The organism is Thermorhabdus hydrogeniformans (assembly GCF_049310025.1).
GTDB lineage: Bacteria > Bacillota > Thermosediminibacteria > Thermosediminibacterales > Tepidanaerobacteraceae > JBJYKD01.
The window spans coordinates 138,412-159,874 of sequence record NZ_JBJYKD010000001.1; the positions used below are offsets into that span (position 1 = coordinate 138,412).

General features: G+C 43.5%; 19 protein-coding genes and 1 pseudogene. 2 read left to right on the forward strand and 18 right to left on the reverse strand.

What is annotated here, in order from left to right:
• Positions 1 to 213: 213 nt before the first annotated feature.
• The 7 genes from ACKX14_RS00640 to ACKX14_RS00670 form a co-directional block, all read right to left on the reverse strand.
• On the reverse strand, positions 214 to 1,566 hold the full coding sequence (locus tag ACKX14_RS00640) for an HD domain-containing protein (RefSeq protein WP_422443655.1): 1,353 nt from the start codon (positions 1,564 to 1,566) through the stop codon (positions 214 to 216).
• An 18-nt stretch (positions 1,567 to 1,584) separates the two neighbouring features.
• Entirely contained in the window at positions 1,585 to 2,388 is an 804-nt protein-coding gene (locus tag ACKX14_RS00645; RefSeq protein WP_422443656.1) for a GGDEF domain-containing protein, read from the reverse strand.
• Positions 2,385 to 3,368, reverse strand: a complete 984-nt coding sequence (locus tag ACKX14_RS00650) for a SpoIIE family protein phosphatase (RefSeq protein WP_422443657.1) — start codon at positions 3,366 to 3,368, stop codon at positions 2,385 to 2,387. Before ACKX14_RS00650 ends, ACKX14_RS00645 begins: the two co-directional genes overlap by 4 nt.
• A complete protein-coding gene (locus ACKX14_RS00655; RefSeq protein ID WP_422443658.1) occupies positions 3,365 to 3,799 on the reverse strand; it encodes an anti-sigma regulatory factor in 435 nt (144 codons plus the stop codon). The genes ACKX14_RS00650 and ACKX14_RS00655 overlap by 4 nt, the downstream gene beginning before the upstream one ends.
• A 35-nt stretch (positions 3,800 to 3,834) precedes the next feature.
• Positions 3,835 to 4,194 carry an STAS domain-containing protein gene (locus ACKX14_RS00660; RefSeq protein ID WP_422443659.1) on the reverse strand — a complete coding sequence of 120 codons (360 nt, stop codon included), beginning with the start codon at positions 4,192 to 4,194 and terminating at the stop codon, positions 3,835 to 3,837.
• Positions 4,184 to 4,921 (reverse strand): STAS domain-containing protein, encoded by a 738-nt coding sequence (locus tag ACKX14_RS00665; RefSeq protein WP_422443660.1) that lies wholly within the window; start codon positions 4,919 to 4,921, stop codon positions 4,184 to 4,186. The genes ACKX14_RS00660 and ACKX14_RS00665 overlap by 11 nt, the downstream gene beginning before the upstream one ends.
• Before the next feature lie 212 nt (positions 4,922 to 5,133).
• Positions 5,134 to 6,492 (reverse strand): glycine--tRNA ligase, encoded by a 1,359-nt coding sequence (locus ACKX14_RS00670; protein WP_422443730.1) that lies wholly within the window; start codon positions 6,490 to 6,492, stop codon positions 5,134 to 5,136.
• Between the two features lie 534 nt (positions 6,493 to 7,026).
• Here ACKX14_RS00670 and ACKX14_RS00675 point away from each other — a divergent pair.
• Entirely contained in the window at positions 7,027 to 7,971 is a 945-nt protein-coding gene (locus ACKX14_RS00675) for an L-lactate dehydrogenase (RefSeq protein WP_422443661.1), read from the forward strand.
• A 17-nt stretch (positions 7,972 to 7,988) separates the two neighbouring features.
• On the opposite strand, the pseudogene ACKX14_RS00680 reads toward ACKX14_RS00675, so the two are convergent.
• The 11 genes and pseudogenes from ACKX14_RS00680 to ACKX14_RS00730 all read right to left on the reverse strand — a co-directional run.
• Positions 7,989 to 8,099 (reverse strand): annotated as a pseudogene (locus ACKX14_RS00680) (hypothetical protein); the annotation flags it as partial.
• Between the two features lie 144 nt (positions 8,100 to 8,243).
• Positions 8,244 to 8,891, reverse strand: coding sequence for an L-ribulose-5-phosphate 4-epimerase (locus ACKX14_RS00685; RefSeq protein WP_422443662.1), 648 nt, complete (start codon positions 8,889 to 8,891; stop codon positions 8,244 to 8,246).
• A gap of 19 nt (positions 8,892 to 8,910) precedes the next feature.
• Entirely contained in the window at positions 8,911 to 10,254 is a 1,344-nt protein-coding gene (locus ACKX14_RS00690) for a PTS galactitol transporter subunit IIC (RefSeq protein ID WP_422443663.1), read from the reverse strand.
• A 51-nt stretch (positions 10,255 to 10,305) separates the two neighbouring features.
• Entirely contained in the window at positions 10,306 to 10,596 is a 291-nt protein-coding gene (locus ACKX14_RS00695) for a PTS sugar transporter subunit IIB (protein WP_422443664.1), read from the reverse strand.
• Positions 10,597 to 10,695: 99 nt separating this feature from the next.
• Positions 10,696 to 11,166 carry a PTS sugar transporter subunit IIA gene (locus ACKX14_RS00700; RefSeq protein ID WP_422443665.1) on the reverse strand — a complete coding sequence of 157 codons (471 nt, stop codon included), beginning with the start codon at positions 11,164 to 11,166 and terminating at the stop codon, positions 10,696 to 10,698.
• Between the two features lie 114 nt (positions 11,167 to 11,280).
• Positions 11,281 to 14,271, reverse strand: a complete 2,991-nt coding sequence (locus ACKX14_RS00705) for a sigma 54-interacting transcriptional regulator (RefSeq protein WP_422443666.1) — start codon at positions 14,269 to 14,271, stop codon at positions 11,281 to 11,283.
• 255 nt (positions 14,272 to 14,526) lie between these two features.
• Positions 14,527 to 14,862 carry a hypothetical protein gene (locus ACKX14_RS00710; protein WP_422443667.1) on the reverse strand — a complete coding sequence of 112 codons (336 nt, stop codon included), beginning with the start codon at positions 14,860 to 14,862 and terminating at the stop codon, positions 14,527 to 14,529.
• Positions 14,863 to 14,939: 77 nt separating this feature from the next.
• Positions 14,940 to 16,763 (reverse strand): excinuclease ABC subunit UvrC, encoded by a 1,824-nt coding sequence (gene uvrC, locus ACKX14_RS00715; protein ID WP_422443668.1) that lies wholly within the window; start codon positions 16,761 to 16,763, stop codon positions 14,940 to 14,942.
• 44 nt (positions 16,764 to 16,807) lie between these two features.
• Positions 16,808 to 17,182, reverse strand: coding sequence for an ArsR/SmtB family transcription factor (locus tag ACKX14_RS00720; RefSeq protein WP_422443669.1), 375 nt, complete (start codon positions 17,180 to 17,182; stop codon positions 16,808 to 16,810).
• Positions 17,183 to 17,265: 83 nt separating this feature from the next.
• Positions 17,266 to 17,844: a molybdopterin-guanine dinucleotide biosynthesis protein B gene (gene mobB, locus ACKX14_RS00725; RefSeq protein WP_422443670.1), complete on the reverse strand. Its 579-nt coding sequence runs from the start codon at positions 17,842 to 17,844 to the stop codon at positions 17,266 to 17,268.
• A gap of 187 nt (positions 17,845 to 18,031) precedes the next feature.
• The gene (locus ACKX14_RS00730) at positions 18,032 to 19,393 is read right to left on the reverse strand and encodes an alanine/glycine:cation symporter family protein (protein WP_422443671.1); all 1,362 of its coding nucleotides are present in this window, start codon (positions 19,391 to 19,393) and stop codon (positions 18,032 to 18,034) included.
• 363 nt (positions 19,394 to 19,756) lie between these two features.
• On the opposite strand from ACKX14_RS00730, the gene ACKX14_RS00735 reads away from it, so the two are divergent.
• Positions 19,757 to 21,304 carry a sigma 54-interacting transcriptional regulator gene (locus ACKX14_RS00735; protein ID WP_422443672.1) on the forward strand — a complete coding sequence of 516 codons (1,548 nt, stop codon included), beginning with the start codon at positions 19,757 to 19,759 and terminating at the stop codon, positions 21,302 to 21,304.
• Positions 21,305 to 21,463 lie beyond the last annotated feature (159 nt).

Consider the following 21,463-nt stretch of genomic DNA (forward strand, 5'->3'; position numbering starts at 1 on the left):
TTTATATTTTAAAATTCGACATATTTTACCAAAATCCTTCTTCAATTTTTTGAATTTTATAATTTTAATTTTTTTTTTTTTTTTTTTTTTTTTTTTTTTTTTTTTTTTTTTTTTTTTTTTTTTTTTTTGAATATTATAATTATTTATGGCAATCGAATGATCCAACTTAAATAGAGGGGGTCTCCCCCCTCATCATCAAAATTCCCCAGCCCTTTACAACTTACGGCTGACGAAGAATCCCATATAAATATCCATCTCTATCTCCTGATTATAAGATGGAAAGCTGCTCTCTTCTTTAACATAAATTCTTGTGCCTTTTACCTTCATCGAAACTTTTGAACCCCTGCGGGTAATTCCTGCGGATAGACCGTCAATCAATCTGAAAAACCTGTGCATGGGCAGCAGGTAATCTGGAAAATCGGCCGGCAATTCATTCTCCGTGTGATGATGATACTTTATCAGATAATATACTTTATCGTTTATGTCATACAGCGACTTGCTTAAAGAAGCTCCCCGAAATGCATGGAGAAAGCCCTGCTCAAATGCTTCTTTTGGATTTACTGTATCTCCTATCTTTAAATCCGGCTGCACCTTCCCGATATCATGCAGAATGGTGGCCTGAACAAGCGTATTCTTATCCATGCCCGGCAGCTCCATCAGCCCCTGCTTAAAGGCATCTGCTATCAATTTGAGCATGTTTACGACATGCCTGTAACAGCCTTGTTTGATCACACCGTTTATCTTTATCATACCGGTACTTTCGTCGTATTCGTCCATATACTCTACTATCGATTTTAACCGCACCTCTATGCGCTGGTCCGGAAGCATTATCGAAAAAGCCGTTTCCACTTCCCCCTGGGTATTTCTCAGTTTTTCCACCAGGGTGTACTCAGCTGTAACATCTATATAAACAACAAGAATGGAATTTGACTCTTTTAAAACAGTTGCAGTAACTTTATAATAAGTTCCCATTTTACTTATGAATACCCTGCTGTGGTAATTACCTTTTATTATTGCCTTCATTTCTTCGGCACCTATAGTATTTTCTAACATTATTTTTTTTGCAAGCTCATTAGCCTTTATGACTTCACCTTCATTAGAAACCAGTGCAATCCCAAAAGGCAGTATATCTATTATCATGTCTATCAAATGCTCTACATCAATCCTCTTTTGCTTTTCTTCACTGTGAGACCTGGCAAGCTCGGCTATCAGCTTTTGCATGGAAAGGCCGCCCGCTATCCTTCCACCTTCGCCTGCAAATACCGGCATTTCTCCACATTTACTTATTCTTTCAACAATGCCCTCTATATCTTCGGTCAATTCCACTTTATCCTCGTCTTTTATCAAAACAGCAATGTCTCCGGCCTTAACTTTTGCACTTTCATCTCCCATAAGAAGCCATTTTATTATCGACTTGCAGCCAATATATCCCCAAGCACCTTCTCCCTCTTTTCCCACAATTACCAGGTTTCCTTCACTTTCCAGCAATTTCCCCGCCACTTCTCTTAAATCGGCATCCGGCGGAACTTGTGGCAGAGTAATGTGTCTATCCTTAAAATCTTCCATTCAAGCACACCTCTCCACCTATTTTTTGCCGTTCAACTGGCCGTAAAAGATGAGCCTGTTTTTCCCTCTTGCTTTAGCCTCATACATCGCAGCGTCCGCAAATTCTATTATTTCATCCATACTCAAAGGGCGATTATCCGGATATACCGCTGCACCTATGCTTGCCGTAATTTTTATCCCGGCTTCTGTAAATACTTTATCTTCTATTCGCTTTCTTATCCTCTCCAGCGGTTTTTTCGCACTGCTGCTGTCCGTTGCCGGCAATAATATCAGAAATTCCTCTCCTCCATACCTCATAACCGCGTCTCCATCTCTCAGGCTATCCCTGATAATAGAACTTATTTCTTTCAGAAGCTCATCTCCGACCATATGGCCGTAAGCGTCATTAACATCTTTGAAATTGTCGAGATCTAGCATTGCCACCGTAAGGGGTGTTTTTGTCGTCTGAGCATTCGCCCACAGCTTTGACAGCGTCTTTTCGATGGCCAGCCTGTTATAAAGTCCTGTCAGAGGATCTCTTTCGACACTCTCTTTTAAAGACAGAAGCAGGGCATCCGTAGCAATAAGTATCTGGGCGAGGAATTCCGTGGCCCTTTCTATATATATCCACTGGACCATATCATTGTCATTTCTTATATTAAGCACATCTTTCAAAACCTGGTTGTGAATATCCAGGAGGTTTGCCGCCTGGGCAGACGACTCGTCGAGAAGTTTTATCAGATTCTGGTAGGCCTCAAACAGCACGTCGTCCTGACCGCCCCTTAAAATGAACCTGGAAAGATATTTTTTATACTCCCCAACAAAACACCTTAAGTCCTTCAAAGCCCTATCCCTCCTCTTGCTACCAAAACGCTTGCGTCATCTTCTTCAATTGCAAACTCCCGCACTATCTTTTCCGCCGTCCCTTGAGCGTTCATCGTCTTCAGCCAATTCATATCAGGTGCCGGAATAAACTGGTTCTTTATACCGTCGGTACACACAACCAAAACAAAACCTGCGGGCAAAACGGTTTCTTTAAATATTTTCAGGCTCACGGGCAATCTTCCGATAATCCCCGGCACGCCCTTTAATTTTCTCACAGATCCGGTATCTATAAGCCAACCTTTTATATTGCCAATATTTACATACTCAATCCCGCTTTCGGAAACAAGCGCTATAAAAGCCGCACAGCCGCGTGTATCCCGCAACATTTTTTCTAGACCGGCATATATTTTTTCTATATGCATTTCATGAGAATTTTTCATATATAATTCAATCGCCTTCGCAACCGCTCCGGCCCTTTTGCCGTGGCCGAGGACATCTGCCACAAATAAAAAATATTTGCCTCCTATCTCTCTATAGATGCAAATATCTCCGCTATCTTCCTCTAAATAATGCGGTTTTGACGCCGTTCCAACCTGAAGGATAAAGCCTTTTTTCCTGCACTGTGGCGATAGACTGAAAACGGCCTTTACAAACATTCCTCCATCCGGTTTTTGTTCAATATCGAGCTTTTCGCTATTGTTTTTAGTAACATCCAGCCCTATTCCAAGGCCGCTTTTGACTTCAGTAATTCCACCTTCACGATTTACCTTGCCCTCGTCCTCGGCGGCAACAATCAGCTTATTTCCCTCTCTTTTTACTGCAATAAAACCTTTTCCACCGTATTTCAAAATATTAGTGGCAAGTTCTCTTGCCACAAGAGCCACAAGAGGCGCTGAAGGCATGTCAGGATAGCTTTCTTTCAGATACTTATTGATTTTATGCTCCAGAATGAACAGGTCCGCCTCCATCTCAATGTCTACCTTCAGCCCCTCTCTCAAAATCCCCGCCTCCTCTTTTCCACAGCCACGACCGTCCCCTTACCCACTTCAGACTTTATATTGAAGCTGTCCATAAGCCTTCTAATACCGGACAATCCCAGCCCCAGACTCCTTTCGGACGTCGTATAGCCGCCGACCACGGCAAGTTCCACATCTTCTATCCCCGGACCTCTGTCGCACGCAAGAATTTCAATAGATACGGCTTTATCAGGTCCTGTTTCTTTCTTTCTTATGTAAATATACCCTTCTTTTGCATACCTATATATGTTCCTTGCCAGTTCCGATACGGCCGTGGCTATTTTTGTGACGTCGGCGAGCGAAAAATTGTTTTTCTGGGCAAAGCTTTTTGCCATCTGCCTGGAAACGGCTATGTCGTTTTCCTCTTTTATCTTTAAAACTATGTCGTAATCTTGAGGATTTACATCAAGCATAATCATCACTCCATCTTAAAAGAACAGTCGAACATTTAATCAAGCCGGTTTAGTATATCTATAGCGTCTTCCAGGCTACTCGTGGTAAAAATATCCTTTAGTTTTACGCCCATCTGGGCCAGCGTAAGCGCCACCTGCGGCTGAATCCCGCAGATCACGGTATGGCACCCCATAGTTTTGGCCATACCGGCGGTTTCCGAAAGGACAAATGATATGTAGCTGTCGATTACATCCACCATGCTGACATCTAATACTATTCCCCGAATATTTTTCTCATTTATCTCATTGAGCAGCTGCATCTGGAGTTTTTCTACGGTGGCGTCGTCCAGTTCAATTTGGATAGGGACAATCAGATAATCGTAAAGCTTTATTGTCGGCACAACCCTAGTCTTCATCTTCATTCCCTCTTTTTGGGTTAAGCAGTTTTCTTCCGGTATCTTCACTAGAAATGCTGACAGCGTATTTAAGTGCGCTTTCCAGGTCTCTTTTTATAATAACCATATTAAAATCGACGCCCAGCTTTACAAGGGTATGGGCTATCTCCGGCTTTATCCCCGTTAAAATAACATCGCTGCCAAGGAGTTTTACGGCGGAAAACATTTCGATTAAAAATCCTCCGACAATCGTATCTATCATAGGCACACCAGTCACATCGACAATTACGACTTTGGCCCTGGTGGCGGCGGTGCTTTCAAGAAGTTTTTCAGCCATGCTCTGTGCCCTCTGACTGTCAAGCGTGCCAATTACAGGGACAAGAAGCACATCCTGCCATAGCCGGATAATCGGAGTGGCAAGTTCGGCAAGGATATCACGGAGTTCTGTTATCCGCATCTGATTTTCCCTATTCATTTCTCCGAGCACTTCTGTGAGCGCTTTATAAATCTCGACTGCAGGAAAATTTTCTATCTTTGCATGTAAAAGTCCTATACCGTTTGATAGTTCCTTTTCGCTTATATGCTGCAGGAGATTGGAAATAGGGGCTTTCAATTCTTCTTTAAAATTCGTTTTTTCACACACTCCGGCAAAATCTACCAGAAAATCCTCCCACGCTTTCTTCTGTTCATCCTCTTTTGCCAGTTCCTCCACAAGTTCGCCGAGTCTTGAAATTACAATGTCTTTCATAATTGATGAAACCTCCCGTATATTTAAATAATTTCATAATTCGCAAATTGTGATGGCACTTTTTTATTTTCAGGTCTTTATCGTAAAAGCGCCGGCTGTCCATGTTAATTTTACTATATTTTTCAACAAAAATCATCATGTTTTTACTATCTTGTTCACTCGTCAGTTTTAAAAAAAACGCCGCCGCAGTTTATGCGGTGGCACTATTTTAACTAAAACCCGAACTTTTCAGAAAGATAAAGCCTGATTTTTTCTATATCTATCCTGTCCTGACGCATGGTATCCCTGTCCCTTACGGTAACCTTATGGTCTTCGAGGCTGTCAAAATCAACTGTCACGGCAAACGGGGTGCCTATTTCATCCTGGCGACGGTAGCGCTTGCCAATGCTGCCGGTGTTATCATATTCGACGTGATAGTATCTCTTCAGGTCATGGTATATCTTCCGCGCCAGTTCCTCAAGGGGTTCTTTCCTGGAGAGGGGCAGCACGGCGCACTTTACTGGGGCTACTTCCGGATGGAACCCAAGCACCACGCGGGTTTCTCCATCCACCTCCTCTTCTCTGTAAGCATCGCACAGCAGCACCAGCATGGCCCTGTCAACACCTAAAGAAGGCTCTATAACATAGGGCGTTATATGTTTATTCTCTTCCTGGTCAAAGTAGGTCAGCGTCTTGCCTGAGTATTCCATGTGCCTGGAGAGGTCGAAATCGGTCCGGTTGGCCACACCCCACAGTTCACCCCATCCGAAGGGGAACCTGTACTCCAGATCGGTGGTGGCCTTAGAATAGTGCGACAGTTCCTCGGGTGCATGGTCTCTCAATCGTAAATTCTCTTTTCTTACACCTATTGATGTGAAGAAATCCATGGTAAACTGCCGCCAGAATTCGAACCATTTCATGTCTTCGCCGGGCTTTACGAAAAATTCCAGCTCCATCTGTTCAAATTCTCTTGTCCTGAATATGAAATTCCCCGGAGTAATTTCATTTCTGAAAGCCTTTCCTATCTGAGCTATGCCAAAGGGCAGTTTCACACGGCTGGTGTCCAGCACATTTTTAAAATTGACAAATATGCCCTGGGCCGTCTCCGGGCGGAGGTAAACAACAGAACTTGAATCTTCTGTAACTCCCTGGTGAGTTTTGAACATGAGGTTAAATATCCTGGCGTCGGTCCAGGCCACTTCGCCGCATACGGGGCACTTTATCCTGTTTTCGTGGATAATGCGGGAAAGCTCCTCAACGCTTTTTCCTTCCACATGCATGTTCAGCGCGTCCTCGATGAGGTGGTCCGCCCGGAAGCGCGATTTGCACTGTTTGCAGTCCACCAGCGCGTCGTTAAACCCCGCCACATGGCCCGACGCCTCCCACACCCTCGGGTGCATCAATATGGCACTGTCAAGGCCCACCACATCCTCCCTCTCGTGGACTACCTTTTTCCACCATATGCGCTTTACATTTTGCTTGAGTTCGGCGCCCAGAGGGCCATAATCCCAGGTATTCGCAAGACCCCCGTAAATCTCCGAACCCTGAAAAACAAACCCCCGGCGCTTACAAAGTGAAATGATCTTGTTCATGAGCTTTTCTCCACTTTCTGCCACAAAAATTCCCCTTTCTTAAAATTAATCTTTAAAATTGATTATTTCATGTTTAAAGATTTTCCGCAGGCTGCAACTTCCGGAATTTCAGCACCAAAAGCAACGCTCCAAAAACAATATATTAAAAACCCCTAAACCAGAAATCTGGTCTAGGGGTCCTTTTCTTCAGGACGGTTCCACCCTAGTTGCAGGTTTTCAGCCTGCCGCTTTTTCGTTGACCGTTTTACTTTGTCTTTCGCTCATCCCGGCGCCACATCTTTTTTATGCCACGGAGCTTCCACCGGCCTCCGCTCGCTGACGGCAGGGAAAAAAGACTTTTCGGGACGATAAGATTTAATCTAGTAAAAAATATATACCATTGAGACGGTTAAGTCAAGGGTTCACATCAAAAACCGCACCCGGCTTACTCTTCAGAAATACCTTTTTATGGATACAAGTTTTTTAATTAATTCCCCCGAATTTTGGAATATTAAAAGCAGGGAAAGTTTTATTTTGCTCGGGAAGGTGGTTAAGATGAAAATTGGAATAGTAGGTACAGGCATCGTAGGCTCCACGGCGGCATTTGCCTTGATGCTGCAGGGCATTGCTTCGGAATTGGTTTTGATAGATAAAAACAGGGACAAAGCCGAAGGGGAAGCCCTCGACCTTGTCCATTCCATGTCCTTTGTTCACCCTATGGAAATCTATGCCGGTGATTACAGCGATTTAAAAAGCGCAAAGATAGTAATAATTTCCGCAGGACCAAGCATAGCAAAGGGTGAAACACGCCTGGACCTTGCCGCCAAAAACTTTAAGGTTTTTCAAGAAATCATCCCCCAGATTGTAAAATATAACGGAGATTGCATTTTGCTGGTGGTTACGAACCCCGTCGATGTACTGTCATACGCCGCCATGAAGCTGTCCGGTTTTCCCAAAAACCGCGTGATAGGTTCCGGGACCGTCCTGGACAGTTCCCGTTTCCGTTCCGCCCTGGCGGCCGGTCTTCATGTGGATGCCAGGAATATCCACGGGTACGTAATCGGCGAACATGGGGATTCACAGGTGGCGGCCTGGAGCCTGACCAATATAATGGGAATTAGATTTGATGAATTCTGCGAAAAATATATGGAAAATTGCAATCCACATATAAAGCAGGAAATTGAAAGTGAAGTCAGGAACTCAGCCTACAAGGTCATAGAAAAAAAAGGAGCGACAAGCTTCGCCGTTGCTCTCGCCATAGCAAAAATAGTAAAATCCATACTCAGGGATGAAAATTCCATACTGACCGTTTCCACATATATTGAAAGCCTGGATGGAATTGAAGACGTATATATGAGCCTGCCCTGTGTTGTCAATAAAAACGGTATTGAAAAGGTCCTGATGCCTCCGCTTTCTGCAGCCGAAAAACAGGCTTTAAAAAAATCCGCCGAAACCATCAGGAGATACATCTATGAAATTTTGGGGACTCATGTGCAGTGACGACACAACATATCGAATTAGGATAACTTCCCCGAAATTTTATGCAACGTTTTCCTCATCTGGTTCATCCATAGTCTTCGTATTATCCAAGCTATTAGTTTAGCAAATATCTGTCTGCAGTCAACAACTTTATAGTAGTAGGCCTAGACTCTCAGCACAGGGCTCACCCGCCCATTTCCTTTACATTACATGCCTTGATTCCTAGAAGTCATCTCTTTTATCGTTTCCTTACCTGCTTGTATAATTATGTTATCTAAATTTTTAATCATTTCTCACCTTTGACCATACATATTTAAATATAAATCTCTTGCTTTTTTTATTTCGCTATCGGGGAGTACTTTGGGGTTACCCATTCCACTTGCAAAACAACATATTTTGGCCACGTCTTCTAACATAACTGCAGCGGTTAAAGCAGCCTTAATGTTTGGGCCGATGGTTATTACACCGTGGTTTTCCAGGAGACAAGCCAGTTTATCTCCTATAGCCTCTACAATAGCAGGCCCCATATTGTCGTCCCCAACCGGTGTATACCTTGCTACAGGCACTTCACCGCCCACCGCGTTTGCTAAAGTTGTAGTAACAGCGGGAATAGGTTTATTTAACACCGCGAAACAAGTTGCGTAAATGGAGTGCGTATGAATTACGCTATTAATGTGCGGCATATGTCTGTAAATATAAAGATGAACCTTTGTATCAACCGAAGGTTTCAATTTGCCATCGATAATATTTCCTTGCGAATCAAGAATAACGATGTCTTCTGGATTTAAATTTTCATATTCTATTCCACTCGGTGTTATTGCTATATAGCCAGTTTCGGTATCTCTACCGCTAACATTGCCACCTGTTAAAGTAACAAGATGGTAATATATCAATTTATTTGCAGCTTTTAAAACTTCTTCTCTTAATTCTTTTAATAACACTTTAATTCCTCCCAATAAATTAAACTGAAGCGCTTTTTCCAATTTCCTGGCCTATTTTATAATTGTAAATAGCGAGGCCAATTGCAACTATTGCCAATATAGCAAAGCCAAGTATTTTTGTTTGCATGATCTTGAGGATAACCCAGACTAACGGATTTGCTCCATCGCAAATACTAGCAATCATAGTTGCGCCTTTAGGAATTGCAAATTTTGCGTCAATAGCTAGTTGAGTATGCAAAGGAGCCATGTTCGTAGCAATTAATAGCCCAACGGCTACTGTGATAAAGCCTATAACTAATGTGCGAAACACATTTCCTTTAGTTACAGGCACGATCATACATAACATGAAGGGCAGAACGGCTAAATCTGCAAAAGGCAAAACTCTGTTGCCGGGTAATATGCCGGCCAATAATATAGTAATGGGAACTAAAACTAAAGATGCGGCCATAGCGGCAGGATGTCCAATAGCGACTGCTGAATCTAGACCAATATACACTTTACTCTGAGTTTTAAAATGCCTTTGAATAAAATCTTGTGCCGCATCTGAAAGAGGTATTAAGCCCTCCATGAGCATTGCAGCCATTTTCGGAATTAGTACCAAAACAGCTCCCATTGTAATACCGATATTTAAAACTCCTTTTAAATCGTAACCAGCTAGAACCCCCATTACTAGGCCCAATATACTGCCGATAATCATCGGCTCGCCAAAAATGCCGAATCTCTTCTGCAGCGTTTCAGGATCAGCTTTTATATCTTTTATAACAGGAATGTAATCAATAAGTTTATTTAATATAATAGCTATAGGTACGTAAGCCGCTGAAAAACCATGTGGTAAAGAAACGCCAGGAAGACCATTAAATTGTTCTACATTCGGTGCTGTTAAATCTGCAAGCACCATAATTATTATCATATCAAGCCCGGAAGCAACCATACCCCAAAACAGGCTACCCGTTGCCGCACTCACTAACGCTCCTGTGAAGGCAAAATGCCAATAATTCCAAATGTCAATATTAACTGTTCTTGTGGTCCTTGTTACAAGCATTACGATATTTATTACCAATCCTAATGGAATTATTAAAGCTCCTACTTTTGAAGCAAAAGATATGGCAGCCGCCGCAGGCCAACCAACATCAATAACCGTTAATTGTAGGCCCGTTCTTTCAACCATTTTTTGAGCAGCCGGCCCCAAATTATTCGCTAACATTCCAATAACAAGATTAAGCCCAATAAAACCAATTCCTACGGTTAATCCAGATCTTATTGCCCTGCCGAGTTTTGCTCCCAATAATACACCCAGAACTGTCAAGATGATGGGCATCATTATACTAGGCCCTAAACCCACAATAAAATTAAGAATTTCCATTTTATTTCCTCCTTTTGTTTAATTTTTAAAATATCTTAAAGATTAAATTAGTTAAATACCTAATTTTGAAATAATTTCATCTGTAACCTTGTCTACACCTATCCCCGTTAAAAACGCTGTACCCATTATAACAGGTGTGGAAATCTGGTTGGAAACGGTAGTCGTAGATACTATTAAATCCGCATCTGCTGCTTTTGATATTAATTCAGCCACTTTACATTGAACAATATTAACTTCTTTATCCTTTCCTTTTTTCTTTAAAGATTCTTCTAGTTTTTTTGCCACCATCGTCGAGGTGCAAATGCCCGTTCCGCAAGCAATCAAAATAGTTTTTTTAGCCATATCAAAATCCCCTTTATTTAAAAATTTTTAAAAACGTTTAAATAGATCAAGTTAAGGAAAATGTATTTGCTAAATTTATAAAAAATCTAAATTATTAAATCAGAAATTCACCAACTCCTTTTCTAAAAGTTTTTTACTTTCTTCAAAGTCACTTGCTTGTAAAATGGCTTTTAAAGATCCCTCCTTTTGAAACAAATTCATTAGTTGTTGTAATAGTAAAAGCTGGTTGTAAGGATTATCAAGCGCCAACATAAATACTATATTAACAGGAATTTCTTTTTCGCTTTCTCCCATGAGATTAAAACTAATCGGTTTTGGTAAAATAGATATTAAAACGGCAGGTTTGATTACGTGTTCCGCATCCGTATGTGGTATGGCAACATTTATATCTAGTGTTTTTAAACCCGTAGGAAAAATTTTCTCCCTCTCGATAACCGCTTTAGCAAATGTATTTTTAACGTATCCTCTTTTATGAAGATATTCCCCCATATCGTTCAATAATTGCTCTTTCGTACTGATTTCTTCAACTTTCGGCCTGTAGAATTCTAATTGGAAACTTGGTATATTCACTATTTTATCCTCCCTATCAAAATTAAATTGCACTTTTAATGCACAAAATCATTTGTTTATTTCATTTTCTTTGACATATAATAAGCAAATACCATTCCAATACCTGTGGTAGATTTAGTTTAAACTCACAAGACTTTCTAAAAAAACTTTTTTTATTTCTTCTGAGGTAGACAAAAGCTTTAACTTCAAAATAAAACTTCGATTTTCAATCAAAGAATACAAACTTCTAATAATATCTTTTGAATCTTGTTTTAGCGCCATCATCAAAACTATTTCTGCCTCTTTTTCTGCCGCCCATGCCACGGGATTTTTTAAAATTGCTACGGCAATCGCAGGTTTTATTACGTTTTCGGGGCTGCCGTGGGGTATGGCGACATTATTTTCAAACAGGGTGGGACCCATTACTTCCCTTTTGTAAACGTCCAGCAAAAATTTTTCATTAACATGTCCGCTGTTTATCAATAAGTTCCCCAGCCCGTCCAGGACTTCGTTTTTCGTACCAAAATCCGCAGGCGCGACTATTAAATCTTCATAGAACACATCGGCTAAAGGCAAAACACCAGGGTGCCTTCTATCTATCGTTTGCGAGTGGGCCCGTAATTTAAGGATTTCTGTTATTTTACCAACGGATTTACCGTTGATTATTTCTTCCAGAGGAATAAAGGGGATGCGGGAATCTTCGGGGTTTACCGTTCCAACTACCGCTACCACGTTTTTCTCCGTTTTAATTTTTTCTATTTTAAATTTAATATCTTCATCTCCCATAACCCCAACAGGAATTATTTCAGCTCTTTCACGTATATCCGGAATCATTTTTTCAATAAGGCTTTTAAGCTTGATGGCCGTGCCTTCTCCGGTTATGCATACGGTGAGGATGGCGCATTTATCTTCATTCCGGACAGTTTCAATTGGTATCAACCTGCCAAGCCCTACTTTGTCTTTGTCTATACTCTCCACAATTTCATCCAATGTGGTATCGGGTAAAATCGCCCTCCTCACCGCTTCCAGCACCATTATGGTATCCACGCGCCCGACCGTTTTGGTGGGAATCCCTGTTTTCTGGGTGATTATTTCTCCAAAAGTTATAAGTGAACCCATATCCACCAGTAGAAGAACACCTTTGCCTTCATCGACCTTCTTTACTACTTCCAAGGCCTTTTGAAGGGCGGATTCGGGTCTTTCGTCCAGGGACATTTCTATTGCAACAGCATGATTTACTCCCAGAAGGCGGTTTGCCACATCGGCCATACCCTGAGCAACATGGCCGTGAGTCAAGACCACTACCCCCACGCGCCCTTTTTTGAAATCCACAGGATGTGTTATGGTGCGAAGATACATGGCCACAAACCCGATTTCATCATCAGGCATTTTATATCCCGAAGAGCTTTCTATCACTTGTACCATCTCTTCTGCCACTTTGTATTCAAGCCTGTATTCATTTTTTACTTTTTCAAGTTGAGGATTGATAATGGGCTTCCCCTGCTGTAACCGTTCCAATGTAGCGCTCAAGTGTATGGCCAGGCAGTAGAACAGATGGTTGTCCATTCTGCCCAGCTTTCTCTCCGCTATTTTTGTCATCTTTTCTGCCATATCAACAATCTTATGCCCCACTATTCCAACAAGATCGTGCTTTGCCAGCATTTGATGGCTTGTTTCAAATTGTCTAACCAGCTGCTGGAACCTAATTTCCAGTTCGCCGCCTATAACTCTATTTATCACTTCCTGGCTTAATCCCTGCTCCTGTAATTCCTGATATTTTTGCTCTATATACTGATATATCTCCTGAGGAAGTATATAAAGGTCTTCTTTGGGCATAATCTTTGTGGGCATTTCGCCCGGGCTCACAATAAAATCTCCTTTTAGAAATTTTTCCACCTCTGGATTCCGCTGCTGGATCTTGAGCAATCCCCTCCTGGCATGAGTTGGCAAATCTATCAGGTCTATGTCTATGTGCTCCTGTTGACTTCCCACATAAGTCAAAAATCCCCTGGCACACGCTACCTGGATATCGCTCCTGAGCTGGCCGATATTGCCCGGACAATCGTAGAGCAGCAGTGCCCTCAAGGCTTCCTGGGTTACTTTTATCTTAACCCCTATTCTGTCCGCTTCTTTGCTGAAAAACTCCTTTATGATTTCATATCGCTCTACAAGAGGCCTGGCGGAGAGGGGCGGAAGCTCGATTATCATGGGAATCCTGCGGCGAAATGTTAGAAGCAGTGATGATTCTATATCTTCGGTGGTGGCGGCTATAATCATGACGTTGGCGCTTCTTACATTTTCCGTCTCCCCCAACCGCCGGAATTTTCCTTTATCCATTAAAAAGTAAAGCAATTCCTGCCCTTCGGGCGGCAGGCGGTGCACCTCGTCTAGAAAAAGAATTCCTCCGTTAGCCTTCTCAACCAATCCTTCTTTGGCTGAATCGGCGCCGGTATATGCCCCTTTTACATGTCCGAAGAGCTGGGATAAAAGAAGCTGGGGATTTTCCGCATAGTCAGCGCAGTTAAAAACCACAAAGGGAGCGTTTGAAGGCAACCTCCCAATCTCAACGGCAAAACTGTGCATAGCTTCCGCCAGATTGCTTTTCCCCACCCCGGTCGGCCCCAGTATCAATGTATGAAGGCCGTGAGGCGGGTACAGTATTGCGGCTTTGGCCTGCTGGACCTGGGGCTTCAGGCTGCCGTCAAAGCCTATAATTCTCTCAAAAGCCGTTGACGAAATGTAATTGTTCGACCTGTTATTCTCGGTGTGCTTGACGGGTTCAATGCTGTACCGATTTGTTTTGGATAAATTGTTTTGAATATTCGTTATATTTTGTTTTATTTCTTTTTTTAACTGTGAGACTATGAACCGGGAAACATAAAATCCCCGCTTATTTATTTCCCTGGTCAATTCCCTATCCGAAATTTTAACGTTTTGATAAAGTATTTCCGAAATAGCTTTGATTAAAAGGGGTTTCCGCCTTTCCCTTGAATCGGGGATCCCCAGTTCCCCTCTCAAAATAGTTACCTCATCCCGCCTGGTGCCAAGGAGCGACGCCAGCTGGTCATCGGTGTAAGGGTTTTTCTTGTCTTCAGTTTGTATCAACTTTACCAGCCGGTCTTTCACCCATTTCACCCCCTCGAACAATTTAATTAATGCAACTTTTATACCATTGAATGGCATACATTGTTGAATATATCGTTATCTTTATTTAATTTTTTATTTTTTTATTTATAAGCGAATTATGCCGTTATGTAAACAAATTATACCACATTTTATTCCATAGCTTTATCAGTAGATCAATGGCAAAGGCGGTAAGAAAAAGGTTAATATCCAGTAATTTATAAGGATATTAAAAGGGCCTGCTTCAAGTAGCAGGCCCTATTGCTGAATTTTAACATTATCTCTTCTGTATACTTTTGCGTAATAGATTATATCAAGAATATTATTGATCACTCCGGCGCCCCTTGCAAATATAAGCCCTGTAAACATCGGGCCCAAGACGGAAATCCTGAACGGTATTCCAGCCAGAGCGAAAATATCAAGATTTACACCGACGGCTATAATGACCGATATAACCGTATTTATTACGTCTCTTCGTTCTTCTTCAGACCACTCCGCCATAGGTTTTGAAATTATGCCCCATACAAGCAGTATGGTCTTTGTAAGGGATTCTATGACTACAGAAAGCACTGTTACGACTTTGACCACGTCCACCACTTTCCCCTCCATTTCATTCAATCTTTCCTAATGTATAAAATATGCTATAACAGTTATTTTTGAAACATATGAGTCTAATTTTTATGAAAATAATCATACACCGCCTGAGCGGCTTTTGTGTTCATCCCCGGCACTCTGGAAAGCTCCTCCACCGAAGCCTTTTTTATACCTTCTATGCCGCCGAATACCTGCAGCAAAGCCAGCCGGCGGGTCTTCCCTATGCCGGGTATATCATCCAGGACCGAGTGAAGGTTTCGCTTGCTCCGGAGCTTCCTGTGGAAACTGATAGCAAAACGATGGGCTTCGTCCCTCACCCGCTGGAGCAGGTAAAGGGCCTCTGAATCCCGGGGTAATATAATAGGATCGTCTTTTCCCTCCACAAAGATGTGTTCGAATTCTTTAGCAAGGGCTATTGTAGGAATATGAGAAAGGTTCAATTCCCCAAGCGCATCCCTGGCATACTTTAGCTGGCCTTTTCCGCCGTCTATGAGGAGCAGGTCCGGAAAATCCTTAAACTTTTCGTCTCCCTCAATACCGCGCTTAAACCTGCGGAGAACCGCTTCCTTCATACTCTCGAAGTCATTGGGCCCATCCACCGTCTTAATCTTGAATTTCCTGTAATCCTGTTTTTTCGGCATGCCTTCTTCAAAAACCACCATAGAGGCCACCGATTCTGTGCCCTGGGTATTGGAAATGTCAAAAGCCTCAATCCGGTTAGGCACATCTTCAAGATTCAAATAAATCTTCAGTTCTTCCAGGGCCTTTTTATTCCTCAACTTTTCCCTGTCTTCTATGCTCTCCCTTTGATCAAGGAAGCTCCTGGCGTTTTCCGCCACCATCCGGGCCAGCTGCTTCTTCTCACCGCGCCGCGGCACTATTATGCTCACCCTCGAACCCTTTTTGCGGGAAAGCCAATCTTCGATAGTCTTGATGTCATCTATTTCTTCTTCAACAATAATTTCCCTGGGTATGAAAGCAGCGCCGTCGTAAAATTGTTTGACAAAAGAAGTCATTATCTCCTTTCTCTCCACTCCATCGGTATTTTTTAATATGAAGGGTTCCCGTTCTACCAGCTTTCCCTCCCGGATAAAAAACACCTGAATGCAAACCGTATCAAACCCCCGGGCCATGGCAATGACATCCTGATCCACCGGATTCGTGGACACTATTTTCTGTTTTTCCCGGACTTTTTCCAGGGCCACAATCTGGTTCCGGAGGACCGCCGCCCATTCAAAATCAAGGTTTTCCGCGGCTTTTTCCATTTTCTCTTTCAACTGAGCGATAAGGGCTTCCTGCTTGCCTTCCAGGAACATCATGACGTTCTTTATTATTTCATTATATTCCTTTTCATCAATATTTCCCTGGCAGGGCGCAAGGCACCTCTTAATGTGGAAATTGAGGCACGGTCGCTCTTTCAGCGGAAGTTCGCTTAAATCCTTCTTGCAGGCCCGAACGGGAAATATCTTCCTTATTACATCAATGGCGTCTCTCATGGCCCCGGCATCGGCATAAGGGCCAAAATATTTGGCTCCATCCTTTTTCACCCTCCGAACCACCTGAATACGGGGAAACGGTTCATTTAAAGTAATCTTTATATAAGGGTATTGTTTGTCGTCCCGGAGGAGGATGTTGTATTTTGGGCGGTGGAATTTTATTAGGTTGCACTCGAGTATAAGCGCCTCCACCTCGGAATCTGTGACGATGTATTCAATATCCTCTATTTTCGGGACCATAGAGGCCACTTTCAGCGGAAGGTTTTTGGAAGACTGGAAATAAGACCGCACCCGGTTCTTTAAAGAAACGGCCTTACCCACATATATTACCTTCCCTCTCCTGTCCTTCATGATATAAACGCCGGGTTTTTCGGGAAAAGAGGATATTTTTTCGGAATTAAACATAAAAAAATCCCTCCCGGCTTTATTATACCATATGCGGGAGAGTTCTAAATCTTTCTGTTGACGTGGTTCACATGGTCAAAGCCTTCACCGATGATGTGGACCACATGATCGTCGTCAAGAGTGTAATACACCTGTTTCCCTTCTCTCCGGAATTTCACCAGGTGGGAGGCCCGCAGGAGCCTCAGATGATGGGAAACGTTGGAAACCGTAGTATTCAATATTGTGGCAATATCGCAAACACACAGTTCCTCCTTTGATAAAATATATAGAATTTTGGCCCGGGTCTCGTCCGCCAGCACCTTAAAGAGTTCCGCCAGGGCCGACATCTCAGGAACGGTTCCCATAAGCCTTTTTACCTTGTCTTCATCCAGACAAAATGCATCACAAAAATCCGCATCCTCATTGCGTTTTGGCTCCATCAGAATGCCCCCATAAACCTCCAGGATTTTTATCCGCCTTCTAAAGCAATTATACCAGAGTCTTTATTATTATTTCACTCTATTTAATTCTTATATAAAAATTCTTTTATAAACCCCGTTATTCCTTCCACATCCGAAAATAAAAAAACGGGAATCGAGCGGCCCTTAATCTCCAACCTGAGACCTGTGCCGCACCGCTCGTCGCTTTTTTTAACATCTACGGCGGCAAAATGGCGCTTTAGGGTCTCTGTAATTTTCTTTTCATCTATAACCACGGCCATGGCATTTTCATCATGCAGGAGGTCAAAGCCTTCCTCGATGCCCTCCTTTTTTAAGACCATTATCTTTGGTATTTTCGCCGCCTTGTAACCTTCCACCAGGATTATGTCACACGCGGCCATTTCCTGTATTATTTGAAAAAGGGATTTTTCTTCCATCTGCCTCGAAATCTTCAGCATTGCGTCTTTGCCCGCCGCGACAACCTCGTCGGCTCCAGCCCGGAAAAATTTGCCCGTATCCTTTTGACCCGGCTCCATTTGGTGATGGGTGTGCTTTATAACCCCTACTTTCATGCCTTCCGTCTTTAACCTTTTAATTATCTGTTCCAGAAGGGTGGTCTTGCCGCTGCCGGAAAATCCGGCAAAACCCACAACAACCGCCATGCGCCCTCACCTCACTATTTAAAGATTCTACATCCCGCTCAATTTTTCCTCTATAAAGCTGTTTTTTAAACTCCGAATCAGCCGTTTGACAGATTCAACATTTCAGGTCTTTTATCTGCCGGCAAATAAAGCAGGGCTGCAGAACACGCATGACAACAAAAAGGCCGGTAAATCCCGGCCCGAATTTTTATTTCGCTGTCAGTATGGATTTATCCTCAGCTTCCAGATTTCCTTCCCAGATATATTTTCTGGTCTCGATCACAAGAACTCCGCTGAGGGCTATTAGGGAAATCAGGTTTGGTATGGCCATGAGGCCGTTGAATATATCGGCAAATCCCCACACAATATCGAGTTTGGTCACCGATCCCACAAAGGCGGCAATGACCCACAACCAGCGATAGGGCGTTACGGCCTTTGTGCCGAGAAGGTATTCTACGGCTTTTTCGCAATAATAGGACCAGCCGAGAATGGTGGAATACACAAAGGTCAAAAGGCCTATGGTGAGAGTAACGGGACCTATCACGGGAATATGCTCAAAGGCTGTCTTAGTAAGCTCGGCTCCTTTAAGGCCGGTCTCCCAGCTGCCGGTGGTAACGAGCACCAGGCCCGTCATCAAACAAATGATAACAGTATCCCAGAAAGTACCCGTCATCTGGACCAGGGCCTGTCGGGCGGCGTTTGGGGTCTGGGCCGCGGCCGCCGCTATGGGTGCGCTGCCCAAACCGGACTCATTGGAGAAGAGGCCGCGGGCCACACCGTAGCGGATGGCCTGCATAACGGTGGCGCCGGCAAATCCTCCCGTTACCGCCTGGCCGGTAAAAGCGCTCTTCAATATGGTAACAATGGCGCCCGGAATAGCCGCTGCGTTCATAGCAAGTATAATCAAACATCCGAGTATATATATTATTGCCATAAACGGCACCAGAGCCTCGCAAACCCGGGCTATGCTCTTTATGCCGCCGATGATGACTATGCCGGTCAGCACGGCTATTATAAGACCTGTAATCCATGAAGGAACATTAAAAGTTGTTCTTACCATATCTGAAATCGAGTTGGCCTGAACCGTAACCCCAATACCGAAACCTGCGATGGCGGTGAACAGCGCGAAGATGACGCCCAGCCATTTCATGCCAAGGCCCCGTTCCAGCACGTACATGGGACCGCCGGCCATCTGCCCCAGGGAGTTTTTTGTGCGGTATTTTACCGAAAGCAGGGCCTCCGCATATTTTGTGGCTATACCGAAAACGCCGGTAATCCATAGCCAGAAAACCGCCCCCGGTCCCCCCCAACCTACGGCGGTGGCTACACCCACGATGTTTCCGGTGCCCACCGTAGCCGCCAGAGCGGTGGTCAGAGCGCCGAAATGGCTCACATCACCCTCGCCTTCCGAAGTCCTCGTAAGCGAAAGCTTAATCGCCTTAAATATATAACGCTGAATGCCCTTCAACCTGAAAGTTAAAAAAACATGAGTGCCCACCAGAAGAACCAGCATGGGCGGCCCCCATACTATATTACTCACTGATTTTAAAAATTTTTCCAGTACTTCCATAAAATACCTCCTAAATACTCTTTTTAAAAATTTCTTGCACCATATATTATTTTGGGAATTAATAAATCTCAAATCCCACCCCCTAACAAATTTAAAACTTTAACCCCACCTGAAAGCCAAAAATTAAAGCGGTATCGGTCTTTTTATTATATTACATTTGTCGCGCAAAATATATACCAGATTTCACGGCTGAGAGTCTGGCGAAAACCCGCAATTGTTATGTTCGTGAATATTCTTAATATATTATTAAGTTCCTGTCTTTTCAGATGGAACTTTTTGTTTCCATAGTTTCCACCGGGGCAGGATAATTTGAGGAAAATGTCGAATATTAAGATGTATGATTTATCCGGGGGGGGGATAAATTTGAAAAAGTTCAGGTATCGGATTCGTTTTAACGACAGGGTGGGTATGGTGAAGGATATATCCGAAGTAGTAGCAATGGGCCAAGCCAATATTTTATCCCTGTCGGTGCGGCCCGGAGAAATATACCTTCAGGTAGAACCGGTTTCCAGCGATAAGCTGCATTTTATACTGGAAAATATATCCTCAATTAAGGATGTGCTGGAAGTCACCCCCATTGAGTGGATGCCTCACGAGCTTGCTGAGCAACAGCTCAGAACGGTCATAAATTCGGTTCAGGAAGGTATACTATCCGTGAATGGAAATCTTGTAATTACCACATGCAATCTCAGGGCAACGCAGCTCCTTGGATTAGAATCTTCTCCCGTGGGCAGACTTTTGCCGGATGTTTTGAATTTACCCGCAGAGATTTTAAAACAATTGCGGGAAGGGAAAATGCTGGAACAAAAAGAGGTGAGCGCCCAGACTTCCAAAGGCCGCCTGAAGCTGATGATAAATTCAAAGCCCGTTTTTGACGATACGGGCAGACCCTCCGGTTCGGTTTTAACGATTTATAAGATGTCGGAGGTTCGCCGCCTGGCCCACTCCTTGACAAGGCCGGTGATGGTCACCTTCGACGACATTATACATGAGAGCAAGAAGATGAAGGAAATTGTCGAAATGGCCAAAACCATAGCGGTCGGGGATTCCACGGTACTTTTGCGGGGCGAAAGCGGCACCGGAAAGGAGCTGTTCGCCAGAGCCATTCACATGGCCAGCCCGCGGAGAGATCACCCCTTTGTGGTAGTCAACTGCGCCGCCATTCCGGACACGCTTCTGGAAAGCGAACTCTTCGGTTACGCCGACGGCACCTTCACCGGTGCAAGGCGCGGCGGCCGGCCGGGGCTTTTTGAATTCGCCCATCACGGCACCATTTTTCTCGATGAGATCGGAGAAATACCACCCTACATCCAGGCGAAGCTGCTAAGGGTGTTGCAGGAAGGCAGCGTCCGCCGCCTGGGAGAACTGGAAGAAAACCGGGTGGATGTGAGGATTATTGCCGCCACCAATCGCCCGCTGGAAGAAATGATAGTAAGGGGGGATTTCCGGCAGGACCTGTTCTACAGGTTAAACGTAATTCCCATCTATCTGCCGCCTTTAAGAGAACACAAAAAAGATATACCGGTGCTGGTGGATTATTTTATCTCCAAATTTAATCAGAGGCTTAACAAGAGCGTACAGGGTATATCGCCCGAGGCGCTGGATCGTTTAATGCAGTATGACTGGCCCGGTAATGTCAGAGAACTGGAAAATGTGATGGAAAGGGCCATGAATCTGGCCAGGGATTTTATCATAAAGCCCAATGATATAATAATCAATGCCCCTTCCTTTTTATCGTCTCCCGCGGAGAAATACTTTCATCTGAAAGATGCCGTCCAGGAGACGGAAAAGGAATCGCTTATTCGGGCCCTATCCCAGGGAGGAAGCGCCCGAAAAGCCGCAAAAATTCTCGGGGTTTCCCATACGACAGTGATCAAAAAAATAAAAAAATACGGGATATCGTTAAAATGATTTCCATCTGGAACGAAATGTTTCCACCCTATAAAAATTTTTGACGCAAATTTATTCCCATATTGACAGAGCACCGCCCTTCCCTGCGCCTGGCACAATTTTTGCTTAACTTTAAATATAGAGAAACAGCTTTTTAAAACTTAAAAAGGAGGGCAAATT

What these genes read in the sequence shown, in the direction of transcription:
- ACKX14_RS00665 (WP_422443660.1), bottom strand. Translation starts at nt 4,921, where the DNA reads ATGAAAGACATTGTAATTTCAAGACTCGGCGAACTTGTGGAGGAACTG.
- ACKX14_RS00655 (WP_422443658.1), bottom strand. Translation starts at nt 3,799, where the DNA reads ATGCTTGATGTAAATCCTCAAGATTACGACATAGTTTTAAAGATAAAA.
- ACKX14_RS00695 (WP_422443664.1), bottom strand. Translation starts at nt 10,596, where the DNA reads ATGGCTAAAAAAACTATTTTGATTGCTTGCGGAACGGGCATTTGCACC.
- ACKX14_RS00675 (WP_422443661.1), top strand. Translation starts at nt 7,027, where the DNA reads ATGAAAATTGGAATAGTAGGTACAGGCATCGTAGGCTCCACGGCGGCA.
- ACKX14_RS00730 (WP_422443671.1), bottom strand. Translation starts at nt 19,393, where the DNA reads ATGGAAGTACTGGAAAAATTTTTAAAATCAGTGAGTAATATAGTATGG.
- ACKX14_RS00660 (WP_422443659.1), bottom strand. Translation starts at nt 4,194, where the DNA reads ATGAAGACTAGGGTTGTGCCGACAATAAAGCTTTACGATTATCTGATT.
- ACKX14_RS00690 (WP_422443663.1), bottom strand. Translation starts at nt 10,254, where the DNA reads ATGGAAATTCTTAATTTTATTGTGGGTTTAGGGCCTAGTATAATGATG.
- ACKX14_RS00640 (WP_422443655.1), bottom strand. Translation starts at nt 1,566, where the DNA reads ATGGAAGATTTTAAGGATAGACACATTACTCTGCCACAAGTTCCGCCG.
- ACKX14_RS00670 (WP_422443730.1), bottom strand. Translation starts at nt 6,492, where the DNA reads ATGAACAAGATCATTTCACTTTGTAAGCGCCGGGGGTTTGTTTTTCAG.
- mobB (WP_422443670.1), bottom strand. Translation starts at nt 17,844, where the DNA reads ATGGCGGTTGTTGTGGGTTTTGCCGGATTTTCCGGCAGCGGCAAGACC.
- ACKX14_RS00720 (WP_422443669.1), bottom strand. Translation starts at nt 17,182, where the DNA reads ATGGAGCCAAAACGCAATGAGGATGCGGATTTTTGTGATGCATTTTGT.
- uvrC (WP_422443668.1), bottom strand. Translation starts at nt 16,763, where the DNA reads ATGTTTAATTCCGAAAAAATATCCTCTTTTCCCGAAAAACCCGGCGTT.